The sequence below is a fragment of the Nocardiopsis mwathae genome (assembly GCF_014201195.1).
Taxonomy (GTDB): domain Bacteria; phylum Actinomycetota; class Actinomycetes; order Streptosporangiales; family Streptosporangiaceae; genus Nocardiopsis_C; species Nocardiopsis_C mwathae.
Map to the genome: position 1 here is coordinate 1,574,295 of NZ_JACHDS010000001.1, position 22,515 is coordinate 1,596,809.

The following is a 22,515-nucleotide window of genomic DNA, read 5'->3' on the forward strand; positions in this document are numbered from 1 at the left end:
GCGAGGAACCAACCTGGGAGGGTCCGTGGAGATCACCGGCATCATCAGCGCCCTGGTCGTCGGTCTGATCATCGGCGCGCTCGGCCGCCTCGTCGTTCCCGGCAAGCAGGCGATCCCGATCTGGCTCACGCTGATCCTGGGCATCATCGCCGCGTTCATCGGCGGAGCCATCGCCGCACTGTTCACCACGTTCTGGGTGTTCGTGCTGATCGTCCAAGTCCTGGTGGCGGCCGCCGCGGTGGTCGTCGCCGAAAAGCTGTACGTGCGGGGCACCTGACCCCGCACGGCACCGCACCCCGGCATCGGGGGCCACCGCCTCCGGCGACGCCCGGCGGCCGCTCAGGACGGCCGGGGCCCGTCCCCGCGCAGCTCCTTAAGTGTCCGCACGTCGGCCGCGTGCGGTCCCTCCGGACCCGGAGTCTCCAGGGTGATGGGAACGCCCGCGCTCACCGGGTGGCGGAACAGCTCACCGAAGGGGTCGGCGCCGATGTGGCCCGCGCCGATGTTCTCGTGCCGGTCCTTCCTGCTCCCGCACGGCTCCTTGGAGTCGTTGGCGTGGATCAGCCGCAGCCGGTCGGCGCCGACGACCTCGCCGAAGCGGTCCAGCATCGCCCGCATGCCGGCGCGCGTGGCGATGTCGTGCCCGGCCGCGAACGCGTGCGCGGTGTCCAGGCACACCGCGGCCCGCGGGTGCCGGTCCAGTGCGTCGAGGTACCCGGCCAGGTCGTCCACCGTCGCGCACAACACCTGGCCCTGCCCGGCCATAGGTTCCAGCAGCACCGGCGGGACACCGTCGCCGAGCCGGTCCAGCAGCGGCAGCAGCCGCGACCGCATGCGGTCCAGCCCTTCGTCGCGCCCGCCGCGGACCGCGGACCCGGTGTGCACGACCACGCCGAGCGCCCCGATCTCCGCGCCGCGCCGCAGCGCGTGCTCCAGGGACGCGACCGACTTCTGCGCCACCGCCTCGTCCGGAGCCCCCAGGTTGATCAGGTAGGGGGCGTGGATGAAGACGGGCAGGTCGTCGCGTTCGCGCAGCCGCGCGTCCTCCGCGGGGTCGCCGGGCACCGTCGCCCAGCCGCGCGGGTTGGTGACGAACACCTGGATGGTCTCGGCGCCGATGTCGGCGGTGTAGGCGAGGCCGCGCTTGGCCAGGCCTCCGGATACGGGTACGTGCGCCCCGACGGGCGAAACAGGCAGATCAGTCATGGCTGATCACCACGTTAGCGGCCGCAGCGCTCCGGTCCGACCCGGACACCCGCGCGGGCACACCGGAGCCCTACCGGGAGTCCCGGCCGGTCAGGGCGTCCACGGCCACGGCGACGGCGATGACCAGCGCGGCATCGCCCCCGGCGTCGCTCCGGGCGGTGTCGACGTCGACCGCGTAGGTGTCGCGGATCCGGAACCATGCACGGGAGATGTGCGCGACCGGCCCGTCGCCGTCGCCGATCGCGTACTCCTTGTCGAAGAGGCTGCCGCTGATCTCCCAGCCGCCGCCCTCCTCCAGTTCGACCGCCAGCCTGTCCTTGACCAGGGTGAACATGCGCCTGCGTACGGTGGCGACGGTTCGGCCGTCCCGCTCGATGCGCATGGTGTCGCGCAGGCTGAGCAGCTTCTTGCGGATGACGAGCAGGACCTCGCCCTCAGGGGTCTTCAGCTCGAAGGTCCGGCGCACCCTCAGCACCTTGCCGTCGACGTGGAAGGCCCGCTCCCCGTTCTCGTCCTCCACCCAGAAGTCGTCGCCGATGTCGAAGATCCGCTCACGCACCAGGAACTTCATCGCCCCGCCCTCCTCCTCGCCCCCGCATGCGGGCGGCCGTTTCGCTCCCCACGGTAGGGCGTTCTCCGTGGATCATGTCCTGGGGCGCAGCGGCGCGCCCCAGCGCCCCTCCGATGTGTCCCCGCGGTCCCGCCCGTGCGTCCGGCGCGACTCGGTACGCACCCGCCCGACCCGCTAATCTGCGGTCCGTGACCACAACGCCTGCACCCGTGACCCTGCACGACGTGACCCGCGCCTTCGAAGAGGTCTACCCGCCCTCCTGGGCGGCGTCCTGGGACGCCGTCGGGCTGGTGTGCGGCGACCCCGCGCAGCCCGTCCGCCGTATCCTGTTCGCGGTCGACCCCGTCTCCGTCGTCGTCGACGAGGCCGCGGAGTGGGGCGCCGACCTGATCATCACGCACCACCCCCTGCTGCTGCGGGGGGTGACCAGCGTCGCGGCGACCACCCCCAAGGGGCGCCTGGTCCACCGGCTGATCTCGTCGGGCATCGCCCTGTACACGGCCCACACCAACGCCGACTCCGCCGCGCCGGGCGTCTCGGACGCCCTGGCCGCCGCCGTGGGGCTCGACGGCGACCTGCTCCCGCTCGACCCCGACCCCGCCGATCCGGAGGGGCGCCGCGGAATCGGGCGCGTCGGCGCCCTGCCCCGGCCGATGGCGCTGCGCGAGTTCGCCGCGCAGGCCGCCGCGGGACTCCCCGCGACCGCCTCGGGCATCCGCGTCTCCGGCGACCCCGGCCGCACCGTGCGCACGGTGGCGGTGTCCGGCGGGGCGGGGGACTCCCTCCTCGGGGCGGCCCGCGCCGCCGGGGTCGACGTCTTCCTCACCTCCGACCTGCGCCACCACCCGGCGTCGGAGTTCGCCGAGCACGACGACATCGCCCTCGTCGACACCGCCCACTTCGCCAGCGAATGGCCGTGGCTGGCCGACGGCGCCGCCCGACTCCGCAGCGCCCTGGGCGGGGAAGGGGCTAACGTGGAGACCCGCGTATCGACGACCGTCACCGACGCCTGGTCACAGACGTTCTGAGCCCGGCACCCCGCCCGGGCCAGCACACCCCACCCCCGCCCGGCCGGTCGGGGACCACCGCCGCACAAGGAGTCTGAGAGCACCCGTGAAAGCAGAACCCGCCGACCAGAAGCGACTGCTGGACCTGCAGGAGGTCGACAGCCGCATCCGGCTGTTGACGCACCGCCTCCGCACCCTCCCGGAGACCGTCGAGGTCCAGCGGCTGGAGGGCCGGGTCAGCGAGCTCCGCGACGCGAAGGCCGCGGCCGCCACCAGGCTGGGCGACCTCGACCGCGAGCAGCGCAAGGCCGAGTCCGACGTCGACCAGGTGCGCGCCCGCGCGGAGCGCGACAACCAGCGGCTCAACGCCGGCCAGGTCTCCTCCCCCAAGGAGCTGGAGCGGCTGCAGTCGGAGATCGCCTCGCTCCACCGCCGCCAGACCGAGCTCGAAGAGGTCGTGCTGGAGGTCATGGAGCGCCGTGAGGCGGCCGACGCCGAGCACGCGCGGTTGCAGAAGGAGATCGAGGCGGCCGAGGCCGAGCTCGAAGCCGTGGAGGAGCGCCGCTCCGCCGCCGTCGTGGACATCGAGGCGGACCTCGCCTCGGCCAAGGACCGCCGCGGCCGCGTCTCCGCCGAGGTGCCCGAGGACCTGCTGGCCCTCTACACCAAGCTGCGCGCCCAGTACGACGGCATCGGCGCCGCGATGCTGCGCTACGGCCGCTGCGAGGGCTGCAAGCTGGCCCTCAGCACCGCCGAGCTGGGCCAGATCCGCCAGGCGTCCGCCGACGAGGTGCTGCGCTGCGAGGACTGCCGCCGCATCCTGGTCCGCACGACCGAGTCCGGCCTGTGACGGTCGGCGCACGGAAGGGGAGGGGACACCGGTGACCCGCCGCCTGGTGGTCGAAGCCGACGGCGGTTCCCGGGGCAACCCGGGGCCGGCGGGGTTCGGCGCGCTGGTCCGCGACGCCGCCGACGGGGAGCTGCTGGCCGAGGTCGCCGAGGCCATCGGGGTGGCGACCAACAACGCCGCCGAGTACCGGGGGCTGATCGCCGGGTTGCGCGCGGCCGCGGAGATCGACCCGGGCGCGGCCGTGGAGGTACGGCTCGACTCCAAGCTCATCGTGGAGCAGATGTCGGGGCGCTGGAAGATCAAGCACCCCGACCTGCGCCCGCTCGCCGAGCAGGCGCACGCGGCCGCCGCGGACCTGGCCGGGGTGACCTACACCTGGGTCCCGCGCGCCGAGAACGCGCACGCCGACCGGTTGGCCAACGAGGCCATGGACGGCGCGTCGGTGCACTGGGGGACGGGCCCTGCGGACGCGGGCGGGGACCTTTCCGGAGAGCCCGCCGCCGCGGAGTCCGCGGCGGCGTCGCGGGTTGGGCGCACGGGCTGGGCCGCGCCGGACGGCACGCCGACCCGGCTGCTCCTGCTGCGCCACGGCCAGACCCCGCTTTCGGTCGAGCGGCGCTTCGCGGGCCTGGGGGACGTGGAGCTCACCGAGGCAGGCCATGAGCAGGCCCGCGCGGCGGCCCGGCGGCTCGCCGGGCGCGGTGGAATCGACGTCATCCTGTCCTCTCCGCTGCGCCGGGCCCGCGACACCGCCGACCACGTCGCGCGGGAGCTGTCGCTGCCGGTGGAGGAGTGGCCCGCGTTCGCGGAGACCGACTTCGGCGCCTGGGAGGGGCTGACCTTCGCCGAGGTCGGCGAGCGCTGGCCCGAGGAGATCGCCCGGTGGCTGGCCGACCCCTCGGTCCCGCCGCAGGGCGGGGAGAGTTTCGCCTCGGTCGCCGCGCGCGTGGGTGCGGCCCGCGACAAGGTCCTGGCCGAGTTCACGGGCAGCACGGTGCTCGTCGTCAGCCACGTGACGCCGATCAAGGTGTGCCTGCAGCAGGCGCTGCTCGCACCGCCCGAGGCGCTGTACCGGATGCACCTGGACGTCGCGTGCCTGTCGGAGATCGACTGCTACGGCGACGGCCCGATGGTGGTGCGGTCGCTCAACGACACCGCGCACCTGTCCGCACTGTGCTGAGCGGCGCCGGGAGCGGTGCCCCCGCGCCCGGCGCGCGGGGCGGAAGGACCCCCGCGACCGCCGTAGAATGGGCGGCACAGGGGAGAGTCGGCCAGACGGCCGCGGCGCCGTTCGCGGTGTCGAGGAAAGTCCGGACTCCACAGGGCAGGGTGGTCGGTAACGCCGACCCGGGGTGACCCGCGGGACAGTGCCACAGAGAACAGTCCGCCACCGCGTGCGGTGGTAAGGGTGAAACGGTGGTGTAAGAGACCACCAGCGGCCGGAGTGATCCGGTCGGCTAGGTAAACCCCACCCGGAGCAAGGTCGAGAAGGGGGACCGCAAGGTCCTCCGCGCGGATGATCGAGGGCGGCCCGCCCGAGTCCGCGGGTTGACCGCACCGAGGCTGTCGGCAACGGCAGTCCCAGATGGATGGCCGTCCGGTCCCACCGGGACCGACAGAATCCGGCTTATCGGCCGGCTCTTCCCCTCGTACGCCCCTCTGCGGCCGTGGTCGGCCGCCGCAGGCCGGGGGAGTGCCGGTACGGGCAGCGAAACCCCTGCGGAGTGGCGGAAGCCGGGCGTGAGCCGGGGGTGATCACCGCTAGATTGGACAGCGCCCGCCCCCCACCGAGCCGGCGTGCGGGGTCGGAACCGCGTCGAGCCGGCGTCGCTTGCGAATCAGGTGTCGGTACATGCTGGACTCTCCCGTGCTCTGGGTGATCATGTTCGGTCTCCCCATCATCGTGATCGTCACGATCGTCTCGCTCGCCTATTACCACACCACCGAAGTGCAGGATGACGGGCGCGATGACGAGCCGAGCGGACCCACCGAAGGGTAGACCCCCGCGCCGACCGCGCCATACCGGCGGAACGGGGCCGGGCGGCCCGGAGATCCGGGCCGCCCGGCCGGTGTCGCGTGCTGCGGGGAGCCGACCGGGCGGTCGGCCGCCCCGTCAGGCGGGTGAGCGCTCGCCCGGTCTGGGCTCGGCCTCGGTGCGGGGCCCGGGGATCCGCTCCTGCGGAACCGGGACGAACTCGCCGAGCCGTTCGTCTAGTACGTGCACCTCGGCCGTCTCCAGGTCGTAGTAGAGCCCGGTGAGCTCCAACCGCCCTTCCTGCACCCGTTGCCGGACGGCCGGGTAGGTGAGCAGGTTCTCCAGCTGCCGCACCACGTTGGCCTGGGACAGTATCCGGACCGCCGCGGGGGACGGTGTCGGCATGCTCTCGCCGAGGAGGGCGGTGGACCGGGGCAGCCCGGACGCGCCGCTGGAGAGCCAGCGCTGCAGATGGTCCATCCGCGGGTCCGGCGGGTCCTCGTGGGCGCCGTCGAGGACCGCCTTCATCGCACCGCAGTGCGAGTGGCCGCACACCACGATGGACGGCACCTCCAGTACCGTGACCGCGTACTCGATCGCGGCCCCCACGGAGTCGTCCCCGCGTCCGTTCGGCGGCACCAGGTTGCCGATGTTGCGCAGGGTGAACAGGTCGCCCGGCCCGCTGGCGGTGATGAGGTTGGGCACCACCCGCGAGTCGGCGCAGGCGATGAACAGCGCCCGCGGGTGCTGGGCCAGTGCCAGGCGGCTCATCAGCGAGCGCATGCGCCCGGCCGTGCTCGCGTGGTACTCCCGGGCGCCGGTGATCAGCAGCCCGGAGGCGGTGTCGGCGTGGTCGTAGCCGCGCAGCCCCCACGGTGCCCACCAGCGCGCCAGCCCGTCCGGCGAGGTCTTGCCCGACGGGGGAACGTGCCGGGACCTGCGTTCGTACCAGTTCTCGTGGACCTCGTCGATGTCCACGGACCCGCCGGTGCGCTCGTGGTCGACCCGCCAGGCGTGGATCGACTCGAACGCGGCGTGGTCCATGAAGTCGACGTGCAGGTCGAGGTCGACCGAGGTGCCGGGCGGGATGTTGCGCAGCACGTGGGTCACCCGGGGCACGCCCAGGAAGGTCAGGGACCCCTGGACGACCACGTGGTGGCGGTCGCCGCGCCGCTCGGTGTGCACCGCCACCCGGGTGAGGCGGTGCAGGGAGAGGACCAGGGCCAGGGCGAACCCGATGATCACGCCCTCCAGGAGCCCCAGCACCACGACCGCGACCAGGGTCATCAGGTAGATGCTCGACTCGTGGTGGCGGCGCAGGTCGCGCACGTGGGCGAGGTTGACCATCTGCACCCCGATGAAGACCAGCAGCCCGGCCAGGGCCGCCATCGGGATGAGCTCCACCATGCCGGCGAAGAGCGCGACGAAGAGGAGGATCCACACGCCGTGCAGGATCGTCGAGAGCGGGGTGCGCCCGCCGGCCTGCACGTTGGCGGTGCTGCGCACGATCACCCCGGCCACGGGGAGTCCGCCGAGCGCGCCGCTGCCGATGTTGGCGGCGCCCTGTCCGACGAGCTCCCGGTCGAGCCGGACGCGGCGGCCGTCGTGCATGCGGTCCACCGCGATGGCGCACAGCAGGGACTCCACGCTGGCCACCATGGCGACCGCCGCCACGGCGATGACGACGCCGTGGACCTGGTCGGCCTGGGGCAGGATCGGCCCCGCCCACGCGTCGGCCAGTGAGTCGGGCAGGGTGACCCGCTCCAGGTTCCATCCGCCCCAGGCGGCGAAGGCCGTCGCGGCCACCACCGCCACGAGCGCCGCGGGCACGCGGCTCGGCCGTAGTCGGCCGATGGCGGGCAGTCTCCCCCACAGGAACATGGTGGCGATGGTGAGGACGCCGACGGCGACGGCACCGGTGTGGTTGTTGGCGATCTGGCCGGGTAGCTCGGCGATGTTGTCGATGGCCGAGCTCTGCGGTGCGCCGCCGAGGACCACGTGGAGCTGGGCCAGCGCGATGGTCAACCCCACACCGGCGAGCATGCCGTGGATGACGGCGGGGGAGACCGCCAGCGCCGCCCGCGCGATGCGGAAGGCGCCCAGCGCCAGCTGGACCACACCGGCCATCACGGTGATGAAGCAGGTGACCCGCCAGCCGTAGGTGTAGACGAGGTCGGCGACGATGATCGTGAGCCCGGCGGCCGGGCCGCTCACCTGGACCGCCGAGCCGCCGACGGCTCCGGCGACGATGCCGCCCACGACGGCGGCGATGATTCCCGCGACCAGGGGCGCCCCCGAGGCGACGGCGATGCCCAGTGACAGCGGGACGGCGACGAGGAACACCACCAGGGAGGCGGCGACGTCGGACATCGGCGAGCTCGGTAACGGGATGGAGCGGAGCCGGGAGAGCGGGCGAGCCGTCGTCTCCTGCGGGTCGAGTACCGGTCCCTGGGCGTCGTGACGCATGCATACCCCCGATTGGGTCAAACGAAATGGCGCTCTGGGACAGCCGCCTTTCGGAGAGGCCCGATCGCGGACACCGGTGGAGGGGGATGCCCGGTTCCTCCGGGAATCCAGCGATTCGGTTACTCAACGAATGCTGTCAACAACTAAATGTAGTTAACTTTGGCCGCGCCGGTGCCGTCGGACGTAGGATCTTGATCACCAATTTTCCTGCCGGATCCCGCAGCTCCGACGGGAGGCGGCGGCGGACCGTGCCGGAACGCCCCCGTGACGGCGAAGGGGCGGGGCGCTGACAGCGCCCCGCCCCTCCGCGGAGGATCGGTGCCCGCCCGGCGGGCTCAGCGGAATCGGTCGTCGCCGGGACCGCCGTAACCGTAGCCGTAACCCCCCTGGTCGTAGGGGGGAGCGCCGTCCGCGGCGTCGCGGTGGCCCGGGTGCGCGTCGCGGTAGGACGGCCACTCGCCGCTGGGGGCCTCGTAGCCGACCGGCGGGTAGCCGCCCGTCTGGTCCGCCGCCCCCCGGCTGTAGTCGCCGAGGACGTCGGAGTAGCCCGGATAGCGCGGCTGCGGATCGGTGTAGGCCGGGCCGGCGGGACCGCCCGCCCCCGGATCACCCGGCCGGGGGTAGGAGCCGGTGCCGTAGGACGGCGGGCCGTAGGTACCGGTGTCACGGGGTGCCGGCGGCTCGAACCCGGTCTGCGGCGCCATCGACGGCTGCTCACCGGTGGCCCCGCCCCATCCGGCGGGGTCCCATGGGGTGGCCGGAGTGCCGCCGTTGTAGCCGTACCCGCCGCCCGGCGGGTAGGAGCCGGGGCCGGAGGGCTCCGGCGGCGGCGCGGGAGCGTCCGGGGCGCCGGGGCGCGCGTAGCTTCCGGTGTCGTAGGCGGAGTGGGAGAACGATCCGGTGGAGTAAGGGGAGGGCGCCTCGCCCGGCAGGGGCGACGGTGCGGCGCCCCCGCCCTGGGGGAAGGAGGACGGCTGGGCGGGGCGCGCGTGCGTCCCGGTGTCCATGCTGGACCAGATCGGGGAGGGGGCGTCGGAACCCGGCCGCCCGGAGGGGGCGAGCGGGTCGCTCAGCGGGTCACCGCCGGGCGCCCCCGCGGTCGGCATCCCGGGGTCGTACGCCGATCCGCCGTAGCCGGGCCGGTTGTGCGATCCGGTGTCGTAGGCGGAGCCGCGGACGTGCGATCCCGTGTCGTAGGCGGACCCCGAGGCGTAGCCGGAGTCCCGGGAGTGCGACCCGGTGTCGTACGGCGAGGGCGGCTGCGCCCCCGGACCGTAGCCCGGTCGGGCGTGGGACCCGGTGTCGTAGGCGGAGCCGCGGCCGTGGGACCCCGTGTCGTACGGCGAGGCCCCGCTGTCCCAGGACGCCGCGGGCGCGGTGGCCCCGCTGTCGTAGGACGCCCCGGTGTAGCCGGGGCCGCGGGTGTGGGAGCCGGTGTCGTAGGAGGAGCCCGGACCGCCGTAGGCGGAGCCTCGCGTGTGCGAGCCGGTGTCGTAGGAGGAGGGGGCCGGGCCGCCGGAGGCGCCGGGCGTGCCCAGCGGATCGCGGGAGAACGCGCCGGAGTCCCGCGTGTCGCCGCCGAGGGGGGAGGCCGCAGGGGACCAGGGCCGACCGGGGGTCGTCGGCGCCGCCGGGGGGGCGGCCGGGGTCGGGCCGGTGTCGCGGGTCCGCGGCAGGGGGCCGCTCAGCGGGTCGTCGTCCGCAGCGGGTGCCGCGCCGAGCGCGGGACGCTCGACGGGAGCGGCGGCCGGGGGCTCCGCCGGCGCGGTCGGCTGGGCCGGGGCGCCACCCTGCCCGAGGCTGGCGAGCACCGCGAGGTCGGGGTTGGCGAAGTCGCCGGTGTCCTTGGCGGACGGGGAAGGCGCGGCGGACGCCGAGGCCGGTTCGGCCTCTCGCTCGTGGCGGGAGCGGCGGCCGCGGGGCCGGGGGGCCGGCGGCTCGTCGTCCTCGTCGTCTTCCGGGCCGTCGAGGACGGCCTCCATCGCCTGGGTGGACTCGTAGCGGGTGTCCCGCCGTCCGGCCCGCTCCGGGCGCTGGGCGGGTTCCCGGTCGGGATCGTCGTCGTCGGAGAGGCTGGACCAGAAGTCGTTGTCGGACAGGTCGTCGGAGTCGTCGCCCCAGTCGTCGTCGCGTCCGCGGCGCGAGCGGGGGCGTCGCGACCCCCGGGAGGGCTCGGAGCCCCGCTCGCCGCGTGGGCGGCGGCCGCGGGGCGCGGGTTCGTCGTCGGTGTCGCCGAGGTCGTCCTCGGCGCCGTCGTAGGAGTAGCCGTCGTCATAGTCGTCGTCGTGGTCGTCTCTGGTGTTGCCGACGCTCAGCGCCCGCATGCCGAGGAGGATGAGCACGAGCACGACGAGTACGACGATGATCGCGATGATGGAGATGATCGCGACGGTCATGGTGAATGCACCACCCTTGGGCCCGTGGCCGTTACGAGGACAGAGGTGCCACCGGCGGGGGTGACGTGGCCGGAGCGGGCGGAGCCGCGCGCAACGGGCCACAGACGGTGGGAGAACTCCGGATTCGATTCGCGTCGCCCGCGGCGTCGGTCACGCGGATCCGCTGAGGCGGGGACACGGATCCCGCGGCTGCCGCAGCGCTGCTTCGGGCGCCGGGGGAGGGGCGACCCGTGGCCGAGGCCCGCCTGGGACGGGGCGGGACGGTGCGCTGCGGCATGCTGCATGAAATCGGTCATTACAGAATCGACGGGGGGCACGGCCCCACTTTATGCCTAGTTGTGCTGTCGGTGCAGTGGGCGACCGGGGACAACTCCCGTGATCCAGGAGAAGACGGCGGCGAAATGCGGACAATCGGCAGATATGGGGGAAGGCTCTGCTCGTTGAGCATTCCGCTACTCACCGGTAGCCGTAAGCGTACCCCGCGCGATCGTCCGCTGCGCGATCGCCTCCAGCGATTCCTGCAGCGGCGCGTCGTCGCCCAGGCCGATCTCGCTGTCGAGCGCGTAGACGGTGAAGCGGACATCGTGGGTGTGGGTCTCGCCGGGGCACGGCGGTGCGTACTCCGCCAGCCCCTCGCTGTTGCGCCCGGTGTGCCCCGGCTGCGGAACGCTGTTCTGCCGGATCTCCGCGAGCTGCGGGTCCAGCCCGTAGAGCACCCAGTGCACCGTCGCGCCGCGCGGGTCGTCGACCACCACCGCCAGTGACTCCGCGTCCTCGGGCAGCCCCGACCACTGCAGGGGCGGTGACACGCCCTCGCCCTCGCAGGTGTAGGTGTCGGGCAGCGGATCGCCCTCCTTGACCATCGTGCTGGTCACATTGATGTCGGTGCTGACCTCGCCGTTGGTCCCCGGGACGAGCCCCGCGCAGCCGGACGCCGCCAGCAGGGCCAGCGCCCCGCCCGCCGCGGCGGACCACCGCCGCGCGCCTGTCCGTTGCGGGAACATGCGGGCTGAACGGTGAGGTGCGACCGAGAACATGGGGCTCCAGCGATGGGTGATCGGCGACGGGGACGGAAGATCGGTGGCTCCGCTCGGGAGCCGCCGGTGGGCGGCGGGCGTCCTGCGCGGGGGTTCCCCCGAACCATACTGCGGTCCGCGCGGACGCTGGCCGCGCATACGCGGACTGTACATATGTATGCGCCGGACGCCGGTGACCGCCACGACCGCATGGGCGGCCCGCTGTTCGCGTCGGGCGGACATCCCGCGCACACCGGCCGCACTCGATTATCCGCGATCATAGGAGCGTGCGGTTCTCCATTCTGGGCCCAGCGACGGTCCGCGACGACGCGGGCGAAGCCATCGGTATCGGCGGCGCGCGCCTGCGCCGCCTGTTGGTGCTGCTTCTGCTCGACCCCGGCCGCACGGTCGGCACCGAGCGGCTGATCGACGGGATCTGGGGGGACGACGCGCCCGCGAGCGCGGGCAACGCCCTGCAGGCGCTGGTCTCCCGGCTGCGGCGGGTCCTGGGCGACGGGGCGCCCCTCCACGGCGACGCCACCGGCTACCGCCTGGACGTCCGCCCCGAGGACATCGACCTGCACGAGTTCGACGCCCTTGTCGAGCGCGGCCGGCGCGCTCGGGCGGACGGCGACCCGCGCACCGCCCAGCGGCTGCTCGGCGAGGCCCTCGACCTGTGGCGCGGTCCCGCCCTGGCCGACCTCAGCGGTCCCGACGGCGCCGAGGACATCATCGTCCGGCTGGACGGGCTGCGCCGCGCCGCGACCGCCGAGCGCCTGGCCATCGCCCTGGACCTGGGCGCCCACGCCGAGACGCTGCCGGAGATCGAGGCGCTGGTCGCCCGCGAGCCCCTGCGCGAGCAGCCGGTCGAACTCCTCATCCGCGCGCTGGCCGGATGTGGACGCCAGGCCGATGCGCTGGCCGCCTATGAGCGGCTGCGCCGCGGGCTCGCCGACGAGCTGGGCATCGATCCCTCCGAGCACATGCGCGAACTGCATCTGCGGCTGCTGCGCGGCGAACTGGAACCGCAGGGGTCCGAGGGCGCCGCGGAACCGGCCGCGCCCCCCGAAGCGCCGGATCCGGCGCACAGGCCCGCCGCCGCGGACGGCCGGCGTGCCGCCGTCACCCGGTTGCCGCATGTCATGACCAGCTTCATCGCGCGCGAGGACGAGGTCCGCGATGCCGTCGGGCAGCTGTGCCGCGAGCGCCTGGTCACCCTCATCGGGCCCGGCGGCGCGGGCAAGACCCGGCTGTCCATCGAGACCGGCGCCCGCTTCGCCGAGCACCGCGCCGACCTGGCCGCCGACGGCGTCCGGTTCGTCGAGTTCGCCCCGGTCAACGACGGCTCGAACATCGCCCACGCCGTCCTCGGGGCGCTCGGACTGCGTGAACTGTGGGCACGGACCCTGGGGGGCGCACCGGCGTCCTCCGGGCTCGACGACCCCGTGGACCGGATCGTCGAGTTCCTGGCCGACCAGCGGCTGCTGCTCGTCCTGGACAACTGCGAGCACGTCATCATCGACGCCGCCCGGCTCATCGAACGGCTCCTGGCCGCCTGCCCGGGCCTGCGCATCCTGGCCACCAGCCGGGAGCCCCTGGCCCTGGCCGGGGAGCGGCTGCTGCCGGTGCCCTCGCTCGCGCTGCCGCCCGAGCGGACCCCCGCGGAGCGCGCGGGCTCCTATGCGTCGGTTCGGCTCTTCGTCGAGCGCGCGGCCGCCGTGACGCCCGGGTTCGCCGTCGACGAGGCCAACGTGGAGCACGTCGTGCGCATCTGCCGCGAACTCGACGGCATGCCGCTGGCACTGGAGCTCGCCGCCGCGCGGGTGCGGGTCATGCCGGTGGCCCAGCTGGCGGCGCGCCTGAGCGACCGCTTCCGGCTGCTCACCAGCGGCAGCCGTTTCGCCCTGCCCCGCCACCAGACCCTTCAGGCCGTGGTCGACTGGAGCTGGGAGCTGCTGGACGACGCGGAGCGCACGCTCATGCGCCGCCTGTCGGTGTTCGCCGGGGGAGCGACCCTGGAGGCGGTCGCCCGCGTGTGCGGCGACGGCCGCGGCGACACGATCGGCGGCAGGGACGTGTGGTCGGTCCTGTTCGCGCTCGTCGACAAGTCACTGGTCGTATCCGACGGTCCGGCCCACGACGGCGCCGAACCCCGCTACCGGCAACTGGAGACCGTGCGCGCCTACGGGTCCCAGCGGCTGACCGAGAGCGGGGAGGAAGCCGCCGTCCGGCGGGCCCACGCCGACCACATACTGCAGCTGTGGGCCGAGGCCGACCCGCACCTGCGCGGCGCCGACCAGTTGACCTGGGTGTCGCGGTTGCGCGCCGAGCACGACGACTTCTCCGCCGCGCTGCGCTGGGTACTGGACAGCGGCGACACCGACCTCGCCCTCGACCTCAGCCACGTCGCCCAGTGGTACTGGCAGATGACCGACGACTGGGCCGAGCCGGGCCGCTGGTCGGCGGAGATCCTGCGGCTCATCGGTGACACCCCGCCGGCGGGCCGGGAGATCTCCTACGCCGAGTGCCTGTTCATGGTGGCGTTCGGCGGCGGCGACATCGACGAGGGGCTCCTTCTGCGTATCACGGAGGTCCTGGAGGGGGTGGGCGAGCGCCCGGAGGACCACCGCGCGCTGGTGTTCGTCCCGATCGTGCTGGCCATGTTCGGCCACGACCCCGAAGGCACCATGCGGCGCCTGGACGCCGGAGCCGAGCGCCAGGACCCCTGGCTGCGCGCCACCACGCGGGCCTTCGTCGGGATCCTCGCGATGTCCGCGGGCCGGGCGCGGATGGCCCGGGACCGGCTCACCGCGGCCCTGGAGGAGTTCCGCGAGGTCGGCGACCGGTGGGGCATGGCGCAGAGCATCATCATCCTCTCCGACCTCGTCCGGTACGGCGACCTGGAGGGGGAACTCGCTCTGCTCGACGAGGCCTGCCACCTCGCCGAGGAGCTGGAGCTGACCGCCCTGATCCGCGGGCTCAAGGCCCGCCAGGCCGGGAGCCGGGCGCGGATGGGCCGGTTCGACGACGCCCGCCGCGCGCTGGCGGAGGCCCGGGAGCTCGTCGGGATCAGTCGGGAGAACCGCGTCGTGCTCCACATGGGCGAGGCCGAGGTGGAGCGGTCGGCGGGCGCGCCCGCGCGCAGCCGCGAACTGCTGCTGGACGTCGGCGAGGCCGTCACCGGATCGTCGACGGTCATGCGCGCCTACCTGGGCCCGCTGTGGCACAGCCTGGTCGCCGCCGCCTGCGCCGACCTGGGCGAGGAGGAGCAGGCGTGGCACCACGCGCGCGAGGCCTGGGCGACGCTGCCTCCGACCTTCCTCTCCCAGCAGACGGCCTGCGTGCTGGAGTGCCTCGCCGAACTCACGGTCGGGCGGGACCCGGAGCGCGCCGCGACCCTCCTCGGATACGCGGAAGCCGTGCGCGGACTGCCCCACGTGACCGATCCCTGGGTCGGCCGGGTCCGGGATCGGGCGCGCGAACGCCTGGGCGACGCGGGGTTCGCCCAGGCGTACGACGGCGGCGCGGCCACGGCGACGGACAAGGTCATCGCGGCCGTCGGCGCGTGGCTGGAACAGGCGGAGCGGCACTGACGCCACGCCCCTCGCGTTGATCCCGGGGGTCGCGGGGGCGCCCGGGCGGCCCTTCCCGCGGCCGCCGGGACCGCCGCAAGGGCCCGCTGCGGTCGGCGGGCGCCCGGGTCAGGCGCGCCGCTTGTAGGCGCGGGTGGCCAGCGGGAAGAACACCGCGATGAGCAGGACGGTCCACACCGCGGTCCACATCAGCGGTCCGGCCACCGGGCCGCCCTCCATGAGCCCGCGCATCGCGTCGGTCACGTGGGTGACCGGGTTGATCTTGGCGAACGCCGACATCCAGCCCGGCATCATGTCGGGATCGACGAAGGTCGAGCTGGCGAACGTCAGCGGGAACATCCACAGCGTCCCGAAGATGTTGACGGCCATCGGCGTGCGCAGCAGCAGCCCGACGAACGCGGAGAGCCAGCACAGTGCGAACGCGAACACCATGACCACGGCGAACGCTCCCAGAACGCCCGGAACACCGCCGGCGGGCCGGTACCCGATGGCCACGCCGACCAGCAGCACGATCACCACGGTGATCGCGTAGCGGACCAGATCACCGAGGATGGCACCGGTCAGCGGGGCCGACCGGGCCACGGGCAGCGACCGGAAGCGGTCGAAGATGCCCTTCTCGATGTCGGTGTTGAGCGAGACGCCGGTGCCGATCGTGGCGAAGATGACCGACTGCGCGGTTATGCCGGGGATGATGAAGTCGCGGTAGACCTGCCAGTCGCCCATCATCGCCTGGCCGAACACGAAGACGAACAGCGCGACGAACATGATCGGCATGAACGTCAGGCCGAGGACCTCTTCGGGGTTGCGCTTGATCTTGAGCAGGCTGCGCCAGGTCAGCAAGGCGCCGTGGTGGAGTGCGGAGACGGGGGTGATCCGCTCCGCCACGCTGGGTCCGGACGGCGGGGTCGGCCGCTCCTGGGTGGTCACGGCGCTCATCGGGGGTGCGGAGCGCGGGTCGCGGCCGATGGCCGCGGAGTGTGCGCCCCTCCCTCCTCTCCGGTGGTCGGGTCGGGTGCGGTACGGGGAACTGCGGTCGGGGACATCAGGCTCCGGTCCGTTCGGGCGCCGGGCCCGCGGCGCCGGAGGGGATATCGTCGGCGGGATGGCCGGTGAGCGCGAGGAAGACCTCGTCCAGGCTGGGCTTGCGCAGCGTCAGCTCGGCGACCGGGACCTGCTCGTCGTCGAGTCGGCGCACCACCTCGGGCAGGACGGAGGGATCGGTCACCGCGGCGCTGACGACGGCCTGCGAGGAGCGGACCTCCGAGCCGGTGACCGCCTCCACGATCTGCGCGGCCTTCGGCAGCAGGCCGAGGTCGACCGGCTGCACCTGCAGCACCTGGGTGCCCGCCTGCGCCTTGAGCTCGTCGGGCGTGCCCCGGCTGATGACCCGGCCGTGGTCCAGCACGACGATGTCGTCGGCCAACTGGTCGGCCTCCTCCAGGTACTGGGTGGTCAGCAGGACCGTGACGCCGTCGTCGGTGAGCCCGCGGACCACGTCCCACAGTTCGTTGCGGCTGTGCGGGTCCAGGCCGGTGGTCGGCTCGTCGAGGAACAGCAGGCTGGGCCGCCCCACCAGGCTCGCCGCGAGGTCGAGGCGGCGCCGCATGCCGCCGGAGTAGGTCTTGGCGGCGCGGTCGCCCGCGTCCGTCAGGGAGAAGCGCTCCAGCAGCTCGGCGGCGCGCGCCCGCGCTCTCGGCCGCGAGTAGCCGAGCAGCCGGGCGATGAGCACCAGGTTCTGGGTGCCGGTGAGGTCCTGGTCGACCGCCGCGTACTGGCCGGTCAGGCCGATGAGGCGGCGTACCTCGTGGGGGTGGGTGACCACGTCGAACCCGCCGACGGTGGCGCGTCCGCCGTCGGGGCGCAGCAGGGTCGACAGGATCCGCACGGTGGTCGTCTTGCCGGAGCCGTTGGGACCGAGGACACCCAGCACGGCTCCCGTGCGTGCCACGAGGTCGACCCCGCCCAGGGCGGTCTGCCCCTTGAACTCCTTGACCAGGCCTTCCGTTCGGATGGCGTCAGTCATTCGTCCTCCAATCGGCATGTACAGGTCCCAGTTTCACCGCAGGTACTGACAAATCGCTGATATCGGTATCCGGTGGCCTGACACCCCGCTGTCGCGGTTTTCACGCGGGTTCCGCACCCTCGGGGGCGGAGGGCGGCCGTGTATGGCACAACACCGTGGGGTTGATCCGGATTGCCCGCTGTTCTGATCCTTTACCGCCGTTTTCCACACGGGGATCGGCGCCGCGGAGCCGTAGACTCGGGCCTGTGGCAGTGTCTCCGTCTTCTTCTACGTCGCCCTTGCGCCCTCCGGCGCACCGCGTCTCACCTCGGGCCGTCCCGATGTGGCGCTTGTCCATCGCCATCGAGTCGGTGGTGATGCTCGCCGTGCTGGGCGCGGCGGCCCTGGGGATCTCCTGGGTCGGCTGGGACTGGATCCCGGGGTGGCTCGCCGAGAACGCGTGGTGGATCCCGGTCCTCTACGGCGTCTACGCCGCGGCCAAGACCGCGATCGCGCCGCGCTGGCGCTACCGGGTCCACCGCTGGGAGATCACCGCCGACATGATCTACACGCGCGTCGGCTGGCTCAACCGGGCCTGGCAGCTGGTGCCGGTGAGCCGGATCCAGACCGTCGACCACACCCAGGGCTGGCTGGAGCGGATGTTCCGGGTGGCCACGCTGGAGGTGCAGACCGCCTCGCACGCCGGGTCCTCGACCATCGAGGGCCTGGACGCCGACGAGGCGCGGCGCATCTCCGAGGAGCTGGCCGTGCGCGCCGGTGAGCTGCGGGATGATGCGACGTGAACGGTGAGGACCGCCGCGCGCACGAGGACTTCGGGGACGCCCCGGCGCCCGAGGAGCCGCGCGCCGAGCGGCCGGACGCCGCGGAACCGGCCATCGGACCGGCCGAGGAGAGGGTGCAGGACGGGCCCGGGACCGCGCCGGAGCCCGGGCGCGACCCGGCCGCCGCGGCTGCCCCCGGCCCGGCATCCGGGGACGGGCCGCCGTCCGCGGCCGACGAAGACGGACCGGGCGGCCCCGAGGCCGAGCCGGAGCCGGAGCCGTGGCACCGGCTCAGCCCGCTGACACTGCTCACCGCACCGATGGGCTACCTGAGGAGCTTCGCCGTCCCACTGCTCATCGCGCTGGTGGCGGGCACGTTCAACCTCAATCCGTGGGTTCTGGGCAGCACGCTGGTGGCGATCATCGCCACGCTGATCGCCGGGGTCATCACCTACAAGACGTTCCGCTACCAGGTCGGCACCGACCGCCTGGAGATCCGCCGGGGCCTGATCAGCCGGTCCCGGCGCAGCATCCCGCTGCAGCGCATCCGGGGCGTGGACGTGACCGCCCAGCCCCTGCACCGCATGCTCGGCCTGGCCGTCGTGAAGATCGAGGCGGCCTCGGGCGGCGGGGAGAGCGAAGAGGGCAAGCTCGACGCGGTGACCGCGGCCGAGGCCGAGCGCCTGCGCACCGTCCTGCTGCACCGGCGCGCCGTGCTGCGCGGCGACAGCGCCGACGGGGCCACCGAGGGGGCCGGTCCCGCCGGAGCCCCGCAGGTCGCCGCCGGGGCCGGGGTCGCGCCGACCGTCTACTTCGTGATGCCGCCGTCGTGGTACTTCTACGCGGTGCTGAGCCTGGGCTACCTGCTGACGCCCTTCGTCGCGCTGGCCGCGCTGCTCGGCTTCGGTGGCCAGGCCATCGACGTCTCACCGGGGACCGAGGGCGGCGACGCCGCGCACCTCACCTACCTGTGGTTGCGGGACGTCGGCGTGACCGTGCTGCTCCTCCTGGCGGTGCTGCTGCTGGCGGTGCTGGTGCTGATGATGCCGGTGGCCGCCGTGATCTCCTACGCGATCACCTACTGGCGGTTCACCCTGCTGCGGCGCGACTCCTCGCTGGTGGCCGAGCGCGGGCTGCTCACCCGGCAGAGCGTGACCCTGGAGCACCGCCGGATCCGCGGCTACGAACTGCTCGACAACCCGCTGCAGCGACTGCGCGACGCGGTCAAGCTGCGCGCGATCGTGACCGGACTGGGTGAGACCGCCACCCGTGCGGTGCTGCTGCCGATCGGCGACCGCACCCGGGTGCTGCAGGTCGTCGAGCGTGCCCTGGACCCGTTCCGCGGCACGCTGATCGGGCACCCGAGGGCGGCCCTGGGGCGGCGGCTGTTCCGCGCGGTGATGCCCTTCGCCCTGGCGGCGGCGGTCGCCTGGGCGCTGGACATGCCCTGGGTGGCGGGTCTGTTCACGCTGCTGGCGCTGGCGGGCGTCCCGCTGGGCATCGACCGGTACCGGTCCCTGGGGCACGGATACGACGGCCGCCTGGTGAGCGTGCGCTCGGGGTCGATCAGCCGGGAGCAGGCCGTGGTGCAGCGCGCGGCGGTGATCGGGTGGACCTGGCGGCAGAGCGTGTTCCAGCGGTGGTCGGGCCTGGCCGACCTCGACGCGACGGTGGGGGCCGGCGATGGCGCCTGCACCGCGATCGACGCCGGGTTCGACGAGTCGGTGCTGTTCGCGGCCGGGGTGACGCCGGAGATGGTGGAGCCGTTCCTGCGTCGGCCCGGGGGAGCCGACGGCCGGGCCAAGGGGCCGAAGGACCGGCCCGCGGATGGGGCGGGGTCCGCGGGAGACGGGCAGGCACCGGACAGGGGGCCCGCCGGCTCCGCATGAACGTGAGCGGTGCCCGGGGCGCGGCCCCGGGCACCGGAGTCCCGGGTCAGTCCGTCTTCTTGGTCGACCCGAACATGATCTCGTCCCAGGAGGGAACCGAGGCGCGGCGCCCGCGCCCCTTGCGTCTGGGCGGCTGCGGGGCGGCCGCCGCACCGGCCGCCGCCGCGGGCAGCGGCGGCTCCTTGCGGCGGCGGGGCTCCGGCCGGTCCGCGGAGCCGGGGCGCTGGATGGCCGGTGCCTCAAGCGGGTCGATCGTGGGGCGGGCCCGGGTCGGGCGGCTGATCTCGGGGCGCTCCGGGCGGGCCGGCGGCTCCGCCTCACGCGCGGCCCCGTGCTCGACCGGCGGCGCGCTCTCCTCCGCGGCGGCGGGAGCGGGGCGGACATGCTCGGCGGTGATGGGAAGTCGACCGGCCGGAGCGGGGCGCTCCGGCAGCGGGGAGGGGAGCGGGCCGTCGGCGGCTTCCGGCGCGGGCTCGGCGGCCGCCTCCTGGCGGCGGGGCACGAACGGTGTGACGTTCGCGCTTACCGCGCCCAGGTCCATCGGCTCCTCGGCGTCGGGGTCGCTGAAGCGCAGCGCCTCCTCGTCGGCGGGGGTCACACTCCGGCGGCGCGGTTCGTAGACCCAGTGGGCCACCCGCTCCTCACCGGCGAGGAAGAAGGCGAGCTTGATCTGCCAGGTGTTGTCCTCGCGCTTCCAGGAGTCCCAGGCGGCGTCGCCGGTCTCCAGCTGGTGGGCACCGATGCGCTCGGCCACGATGTCGCCGAGTGCCGGTCCGGGGGCGGACTCGCCGGGGCGGCGCACGGAGGCCCGCTGGGCCTGCTGCGCCATGTACTCGCGTTCCTGGAGGACAGGGCCTTCGAACCAGCGCACGCGTTCGATGGGGATTCCCGCGTGGTCGGCGATCGCCTCCGCTGTCTCACCGGAGCGGATCCGGGCCTGGATTTCCTTGGGGCGCAACGGATTCTCCACTTCGATCTCGTACTGGCCGAGTCGGGAGAACTGGCCGCGAACGGCGGCGCGGAGACGGTCGTCGACGGGCAGCATGAAACGGGTTCCACGGCCGGCGCTCGCCAGCACCAGGTAGGTGCCGTCCTCACTCACGGCAACGAGGCGAAGCTCCTGCATCGCCCTCCCTTTCGCGTCCCGTCGAGGGTGGGTCCTCGGCCATCCCCCATGTTCTCAGTCTCAACAACAACCGGTTGTTCGGCCAGTACCGGGCGCGGCATGTCCGAACTGTTGGGCGACCCTGCGGGCGCGTGTGCCGCCGCCGCGAGCGTCGTGGTGCTCCTATCGTGCCATCTTGACACGGGAGTGGACCGGGGGCCGAGGACTGGGGCCGGGGTTTCGGTCGGGGCGGTGTTCGACACGCCGGGTCCGACCGCGGCTCGCGGCCCCCCGGTGGCCCCGGCGAGGGCGCAGGGGCGTGCAGGGCGCCACTGCGTCCGGAGGGTGGCGCAACCCGACACGCCGATCGAGATCACAGGGTGATTGATCCAATCTCTGACATTTATCGGAACATTAGTGCTCTTCGCGTAAGTTGTCCGGTTATGGATGGGGTGGAGTCGGTTGACTCCGCGAGAACGTGTTGCGGTCCAGCCGAAACCCCCCGTGGTCAACGAGCAGCCCGAAGCGCGCCAGGGGGCGCCGGAGGGGGGAGGATTGAGCGAGGGCGAGGATAAGAAGAAGCGGATCGACCTGAGCGTGTCCCAGGTCGTCGGTGGTGGCCTCGCTACGCTGGGCGCCGCTTCGGCGGCGTCGTACCTGGGGGTCTGGGGCACCATCGGCGGTGCCGCGGCCATGAGCGTCATGAGCACGGTCGGCGGCGCCGTGATCCAGCACTTCGTCAAGCAGAGCGGCGACAAGGCCAAGGAGCTGGCCGAGCGGACCCAGCTGGCGCCCACCGACCGGGAGGGGTCCGCCGCGGGCGGGGTGACCGGGGCCACCGCGGTGGCCCCGGTCACCGAAGTGCGCGGTGACCCCGACGCCACCCGGGCGATGCCGGTGGCGGACGCGATCGATGACGCCGCGACCGCGGCGCTGGCCATGCCCGCAGCAGCGGATCCGGCGGCCGACGCCGCTGCGACCCGGGCGATGCCCGCGGTCGGCGGCGCCGCGGCGGAGGAGCGGTCGGCCGGGCCGGATGCCGGGGCCGTTGATGGTGCCGACGGGTCCGACATCGACGACGAGCGGACGTGGTGGCAGCGGTGGCGCGCGATCGTCATTCCGGCTGCCGTCGTGTTCGTCGCCGTCATGGCGGTGATCCTGGCGATCGAGCTGCTCACCGGCAAGACGCTGAGCGATACGGTCCAGGGCAACGACGTCCGCTCCGGCCCGACCATCCTGGGCGGCCAGAGCCGGTCCGCCGACACCGGGATCGATGTCCCGGACCCGGGTGCGACCCCGGACACCGGCGGGCAGGACGGCGGGACGACGCAGCACGACGGCGCGACCCCCGACCCGGGAACCGGCGGAACGACCGACCGGAACGACGGGACCGACGGCGGGACCGACGGCGGCACGGGCGGCTCCGACGGGTCGAGCGATGGCGGGACCGGGGAAACCGGAGGCGAAACCGGCGGAGGCACCGGTGGTGGCACCGAGCACGGTGGCACCGGCGGCTCCGGTGGGACCGGGGGCGGCGGCGAGCAGGGCGGTGGCACCGGTGGCTCGGGCGGAGCCGACGGCGGAACCGACCAGCGGGCCCCGAACTCCGCGCCCTCCCCGGGCGCCGGCTGACCAAGGCGGTCCGCGCCCCGCCGCG

At 73.7% G+C, this 22,515-nt stretch carries 17 protein-coding genes and 1 other RNA gene; 10 read left to right on the forward strand and 8 right to left on the reverse strand.

From position 1 onward, the window contains the following. Nucleotides 1-25 precede the first annotated feature (25 nt). Nucleotides 26-277: a GlsB/YeaQ/YmgE family stress response membrane protein gene (locus HNR23_RS06350; RefSeq protein ID WP_184074425.1), complete on the forward strand. Its 252-nt coding sequence runs from the start codon at nt 26-28 to the stop codon at nt 275-277. 62 nt (nt 278-339) lie between these two features. Here the strand turns inward: HNR23_RS06350 and HNR23_RS06355 are convergent, their stop codons facing one another. Both HNR23_RS06355 and HNR23_RS06360 read right to left on the reverse strand, forming a co-directional pair. After that, nucleotides 340-1,206 carry a deoxyribonuclease IV gene (locus tag HNR23_RS06355; protein WP_184074428.1) on the reverse strand — a complete coding sequence of 289 codons (867 nt, stop codon included), beginning with the start codon at nt 1,204-1,206 and terminating at the stop codon, nt 340-342. A 70-nt stretch (nt 1,207-1,276) separates the two neighbouring features. Continuing rightward, a complete protein-coding gene (locus HNR23_RS06360) occupies nt 1,277-1,777 on the reverse strand; it encodes an LURP-one-related/scramblase family protein (protein WP_184074430.1) in 501 nt (166 codons plus the stop codon). A 209-nt stretch (nt 1,778-1,986) separates the two neighbouring features. On the opposite strand from HNR23_RS06360, the gene HNR23_RS06365 reads away from it, so the two are divergent. The 5 genes from HNR23_RS06365 to HNR23_RS06385 all read left to right on the forward strand — a co-directional run bounded on the left by HNR23_RS06365 (nt 1,987) and on the right by HNR23_RS06385 (nt 5,633). Further along, nucleotides 1,987-2,805, forward strand: coding sequence for a Nif3-like dinuclear metal center hexameric protein (locus HNR23_RS06365; protein WP_184079978.1), 819 nt, complete (start codon nt 1,987-1,989; stop codon nt 2,803-2,805). 85 nt (nt 2,806-2,890) lie between these two features. Beyond that, complete coding sequence (locus HNR23_RS06370; protein ID WP_184074432.1) at nt 2,891-3,634, forward strand: CT398-like coiled coil hairpin domain-containing protein; 744 nt, start codon at nt 2,891-2,893, stop codon at nt 3,632-3,634. 31 nt (nt 3,635-3,665) lie between these two features. Next, nucleotides 3,666-4,814 carry a bifunctional RNase H/acid phosphatase gene (locus HNR23_RS06375; RefSeq protein WP_184074434.1) on the forward strand — a complete coding sequence of 383 codons (1,149 nt, stop codon included), beginning with the start codon at nt 3,666-3,668 and terminating at the stop codon, nt 4,812-4,814. Between the two features lie 83 nt (nt 4,815-4,897). Beyond that, an RNA gene (gene rnpB, locus HNR23_RS06380) (RNase P RNA component class A) lies at nt 4,898-5,280 on the forward strand. A gap of 206 nt (nt 5,281-5,486) precedes the next feature. Beyond that, nucleotides 5,487-5,633: a hypothetical protein gene (locus HNR23_RS06385; RefSeq protein WP_184074436.1), complete on the forward strand. Its 147-nt coding sequence runs from the start codon at nt 5,487-5,489 to the stop codon at nt 5,631-5,633. Between the two features lie 114 nt (nt 5,634-5,747). Here the strand turns inward: HNR23_RS06385 and HNR23_RS06390 are convergent, their stop codons facing one another. The 3 genes from HNR23_RS06390 to HNR23_RS06400 form a co-directional block, all read right to left on the reverse strand. Then, nucleotides 5,748-8,075, reverse strand: a complete 2,328-nt coding sequence (locus HNR23_RS06390; protein ID WP_184074438.1) for a SulP family inorganic anion transporter — start codon at nt 8,073-8,075, stop codon at nt 5,748-5,750. A gap of 335 nt (nt 8,076-8,410) precedes the next feature. Continuing rightward, nucleotides 8,411-10,471: a chromosomal replication initiator protein DnaA gene (locus tag HNR23_RS06395; protein WP_184074440.1), complete on the reverse strand. Its 2,061-nt coding sequence runs from the start codon at nt 10,469-10,471 to the stop codon at nt 8,411-8,413. Between the two features lie 452 nt (nt 10,472-10,923). Then, a complete protein-coding gene (locus tag HNR23_RS06400) occupies nt 10,924-11,475 on the reverse strand; it encodes a YbhB/YbcL family Raf kinase inhibitor-like protein (protein WP_184074442.1) in 552 nt (183 codons plus the stop codon). A gap of 299 nt (nt 11,476-11,774) precedes the next feature. Between HNR23_RS06400 and HNR23_RS06405 the strand changes: the two genes are divergently transcribed. Beyond that, nucleotides 11,775-15,080 carry a BTAD domain-containing putative transcriptional regulator gene (locus HNR23_RS06405; RefSeq protein WP_184074444.1) on the forward strand — a complete coding sequence of 1,102 codons (3,306 nt, stop codon included), beginning with the start codon at nt 11,775-11,777 and terminating at the stop codon, nt 15,078-15,080. Between the two features lie 108 nt (nt 15,081-15,188). On the opposite strand, the gene HNR23_RS06410 is transcribed toward HNR23_RS06405, so the two are convergent. Together HNR23_RS06410 and HNR23_RS06415 are read right to left on the reverse strand one after the other, a co-directional pair. Then, entirely contained in the window at nt 15,189-16,016 is an 828-nt protein-coding gene (locus HNR23_RS06410; RefSeq protein ID WP_184074446.1) for an ABC transporter permease, read from the reverse strand. Between the two features lie 106 nt (nt 16,017-16,122). Then, nucleotides 16,123-17,103, reverse strand: a complete 981-nt coding sequence (locus HNR23_RS06415) for an ATP-binding cassette domain-containing protein (protein WP_184074454.1) — start codon at nt 17,101-17,103, stop codon at nt 16,123-16,125. Between the two features lie 320 nt (nt 17,104-17,423). Here HNR23_RS06415 and HNR23_RS06420 point away from each other — a divergent pair, with 320 nt between their 5' ends. Together HNR23_RS06420 and HNR23_RS06425 are read left to right on the forward strand one after the other, a co-directional pair. Continuing rightward, complete coding sequence (locus tag HNR23_RS06420; RefSeq protein WP_184074461.1) at nt 17,424-17,885, forward strand: PH domain-containing protein; 462 nt, start codon at nt 17,424-17,426, stop codon at nt 17,883-17,885. Further along, nucleotides 17,882-19,753 carry a PH domain-containing protein gene (locus HNR23_RS06425; protein WP_343070442.1) on the forward strand — a complete coding sequence of 624 codons (1,872 nt, stop codon included), beginning with the start codon at nt 17,882-17,884 and terminating at the stop codon, nt 19,751-19,753. Before HNR23_RS06420 ends, HNR23_RS06425 begins: the two co-directional genes overlap by 4 nt. Before the next feature lie 46 nt (nt 19,754-19,799). Here HNR23_RS06425 and sepH read toward each other — a convergent pair whose 3' ends face one another. Next, nucleotides 19,800-20,879, reverse strand: coding sequence for a septation protein SepH (gene sepH, locus HNR23_RS06430; protein ID WP_184074463.1), 1,080 nt, complete (start codon nt 20,877-20,879; stop codon nt 19,800-19,802). 534 nt (nt 20,880-21,413) lie between these two features. Between sepH and HNR23_RS06435 the strand changes: the two genes are divergently transcribed. After that, nucleotides 21,414-22,490, forward strand: coding sequence for a hypothetical protein (locus tag HNR23_RS06435; RefSeq protein ID WP_184074465.1), 1,077 nt, complete (start codon nt 21,414-21,416; stop codon nt 22,488-22,490). The last annotated feature ends 25 nt before the right edge of the window (nt 22,491-22,515 follow it).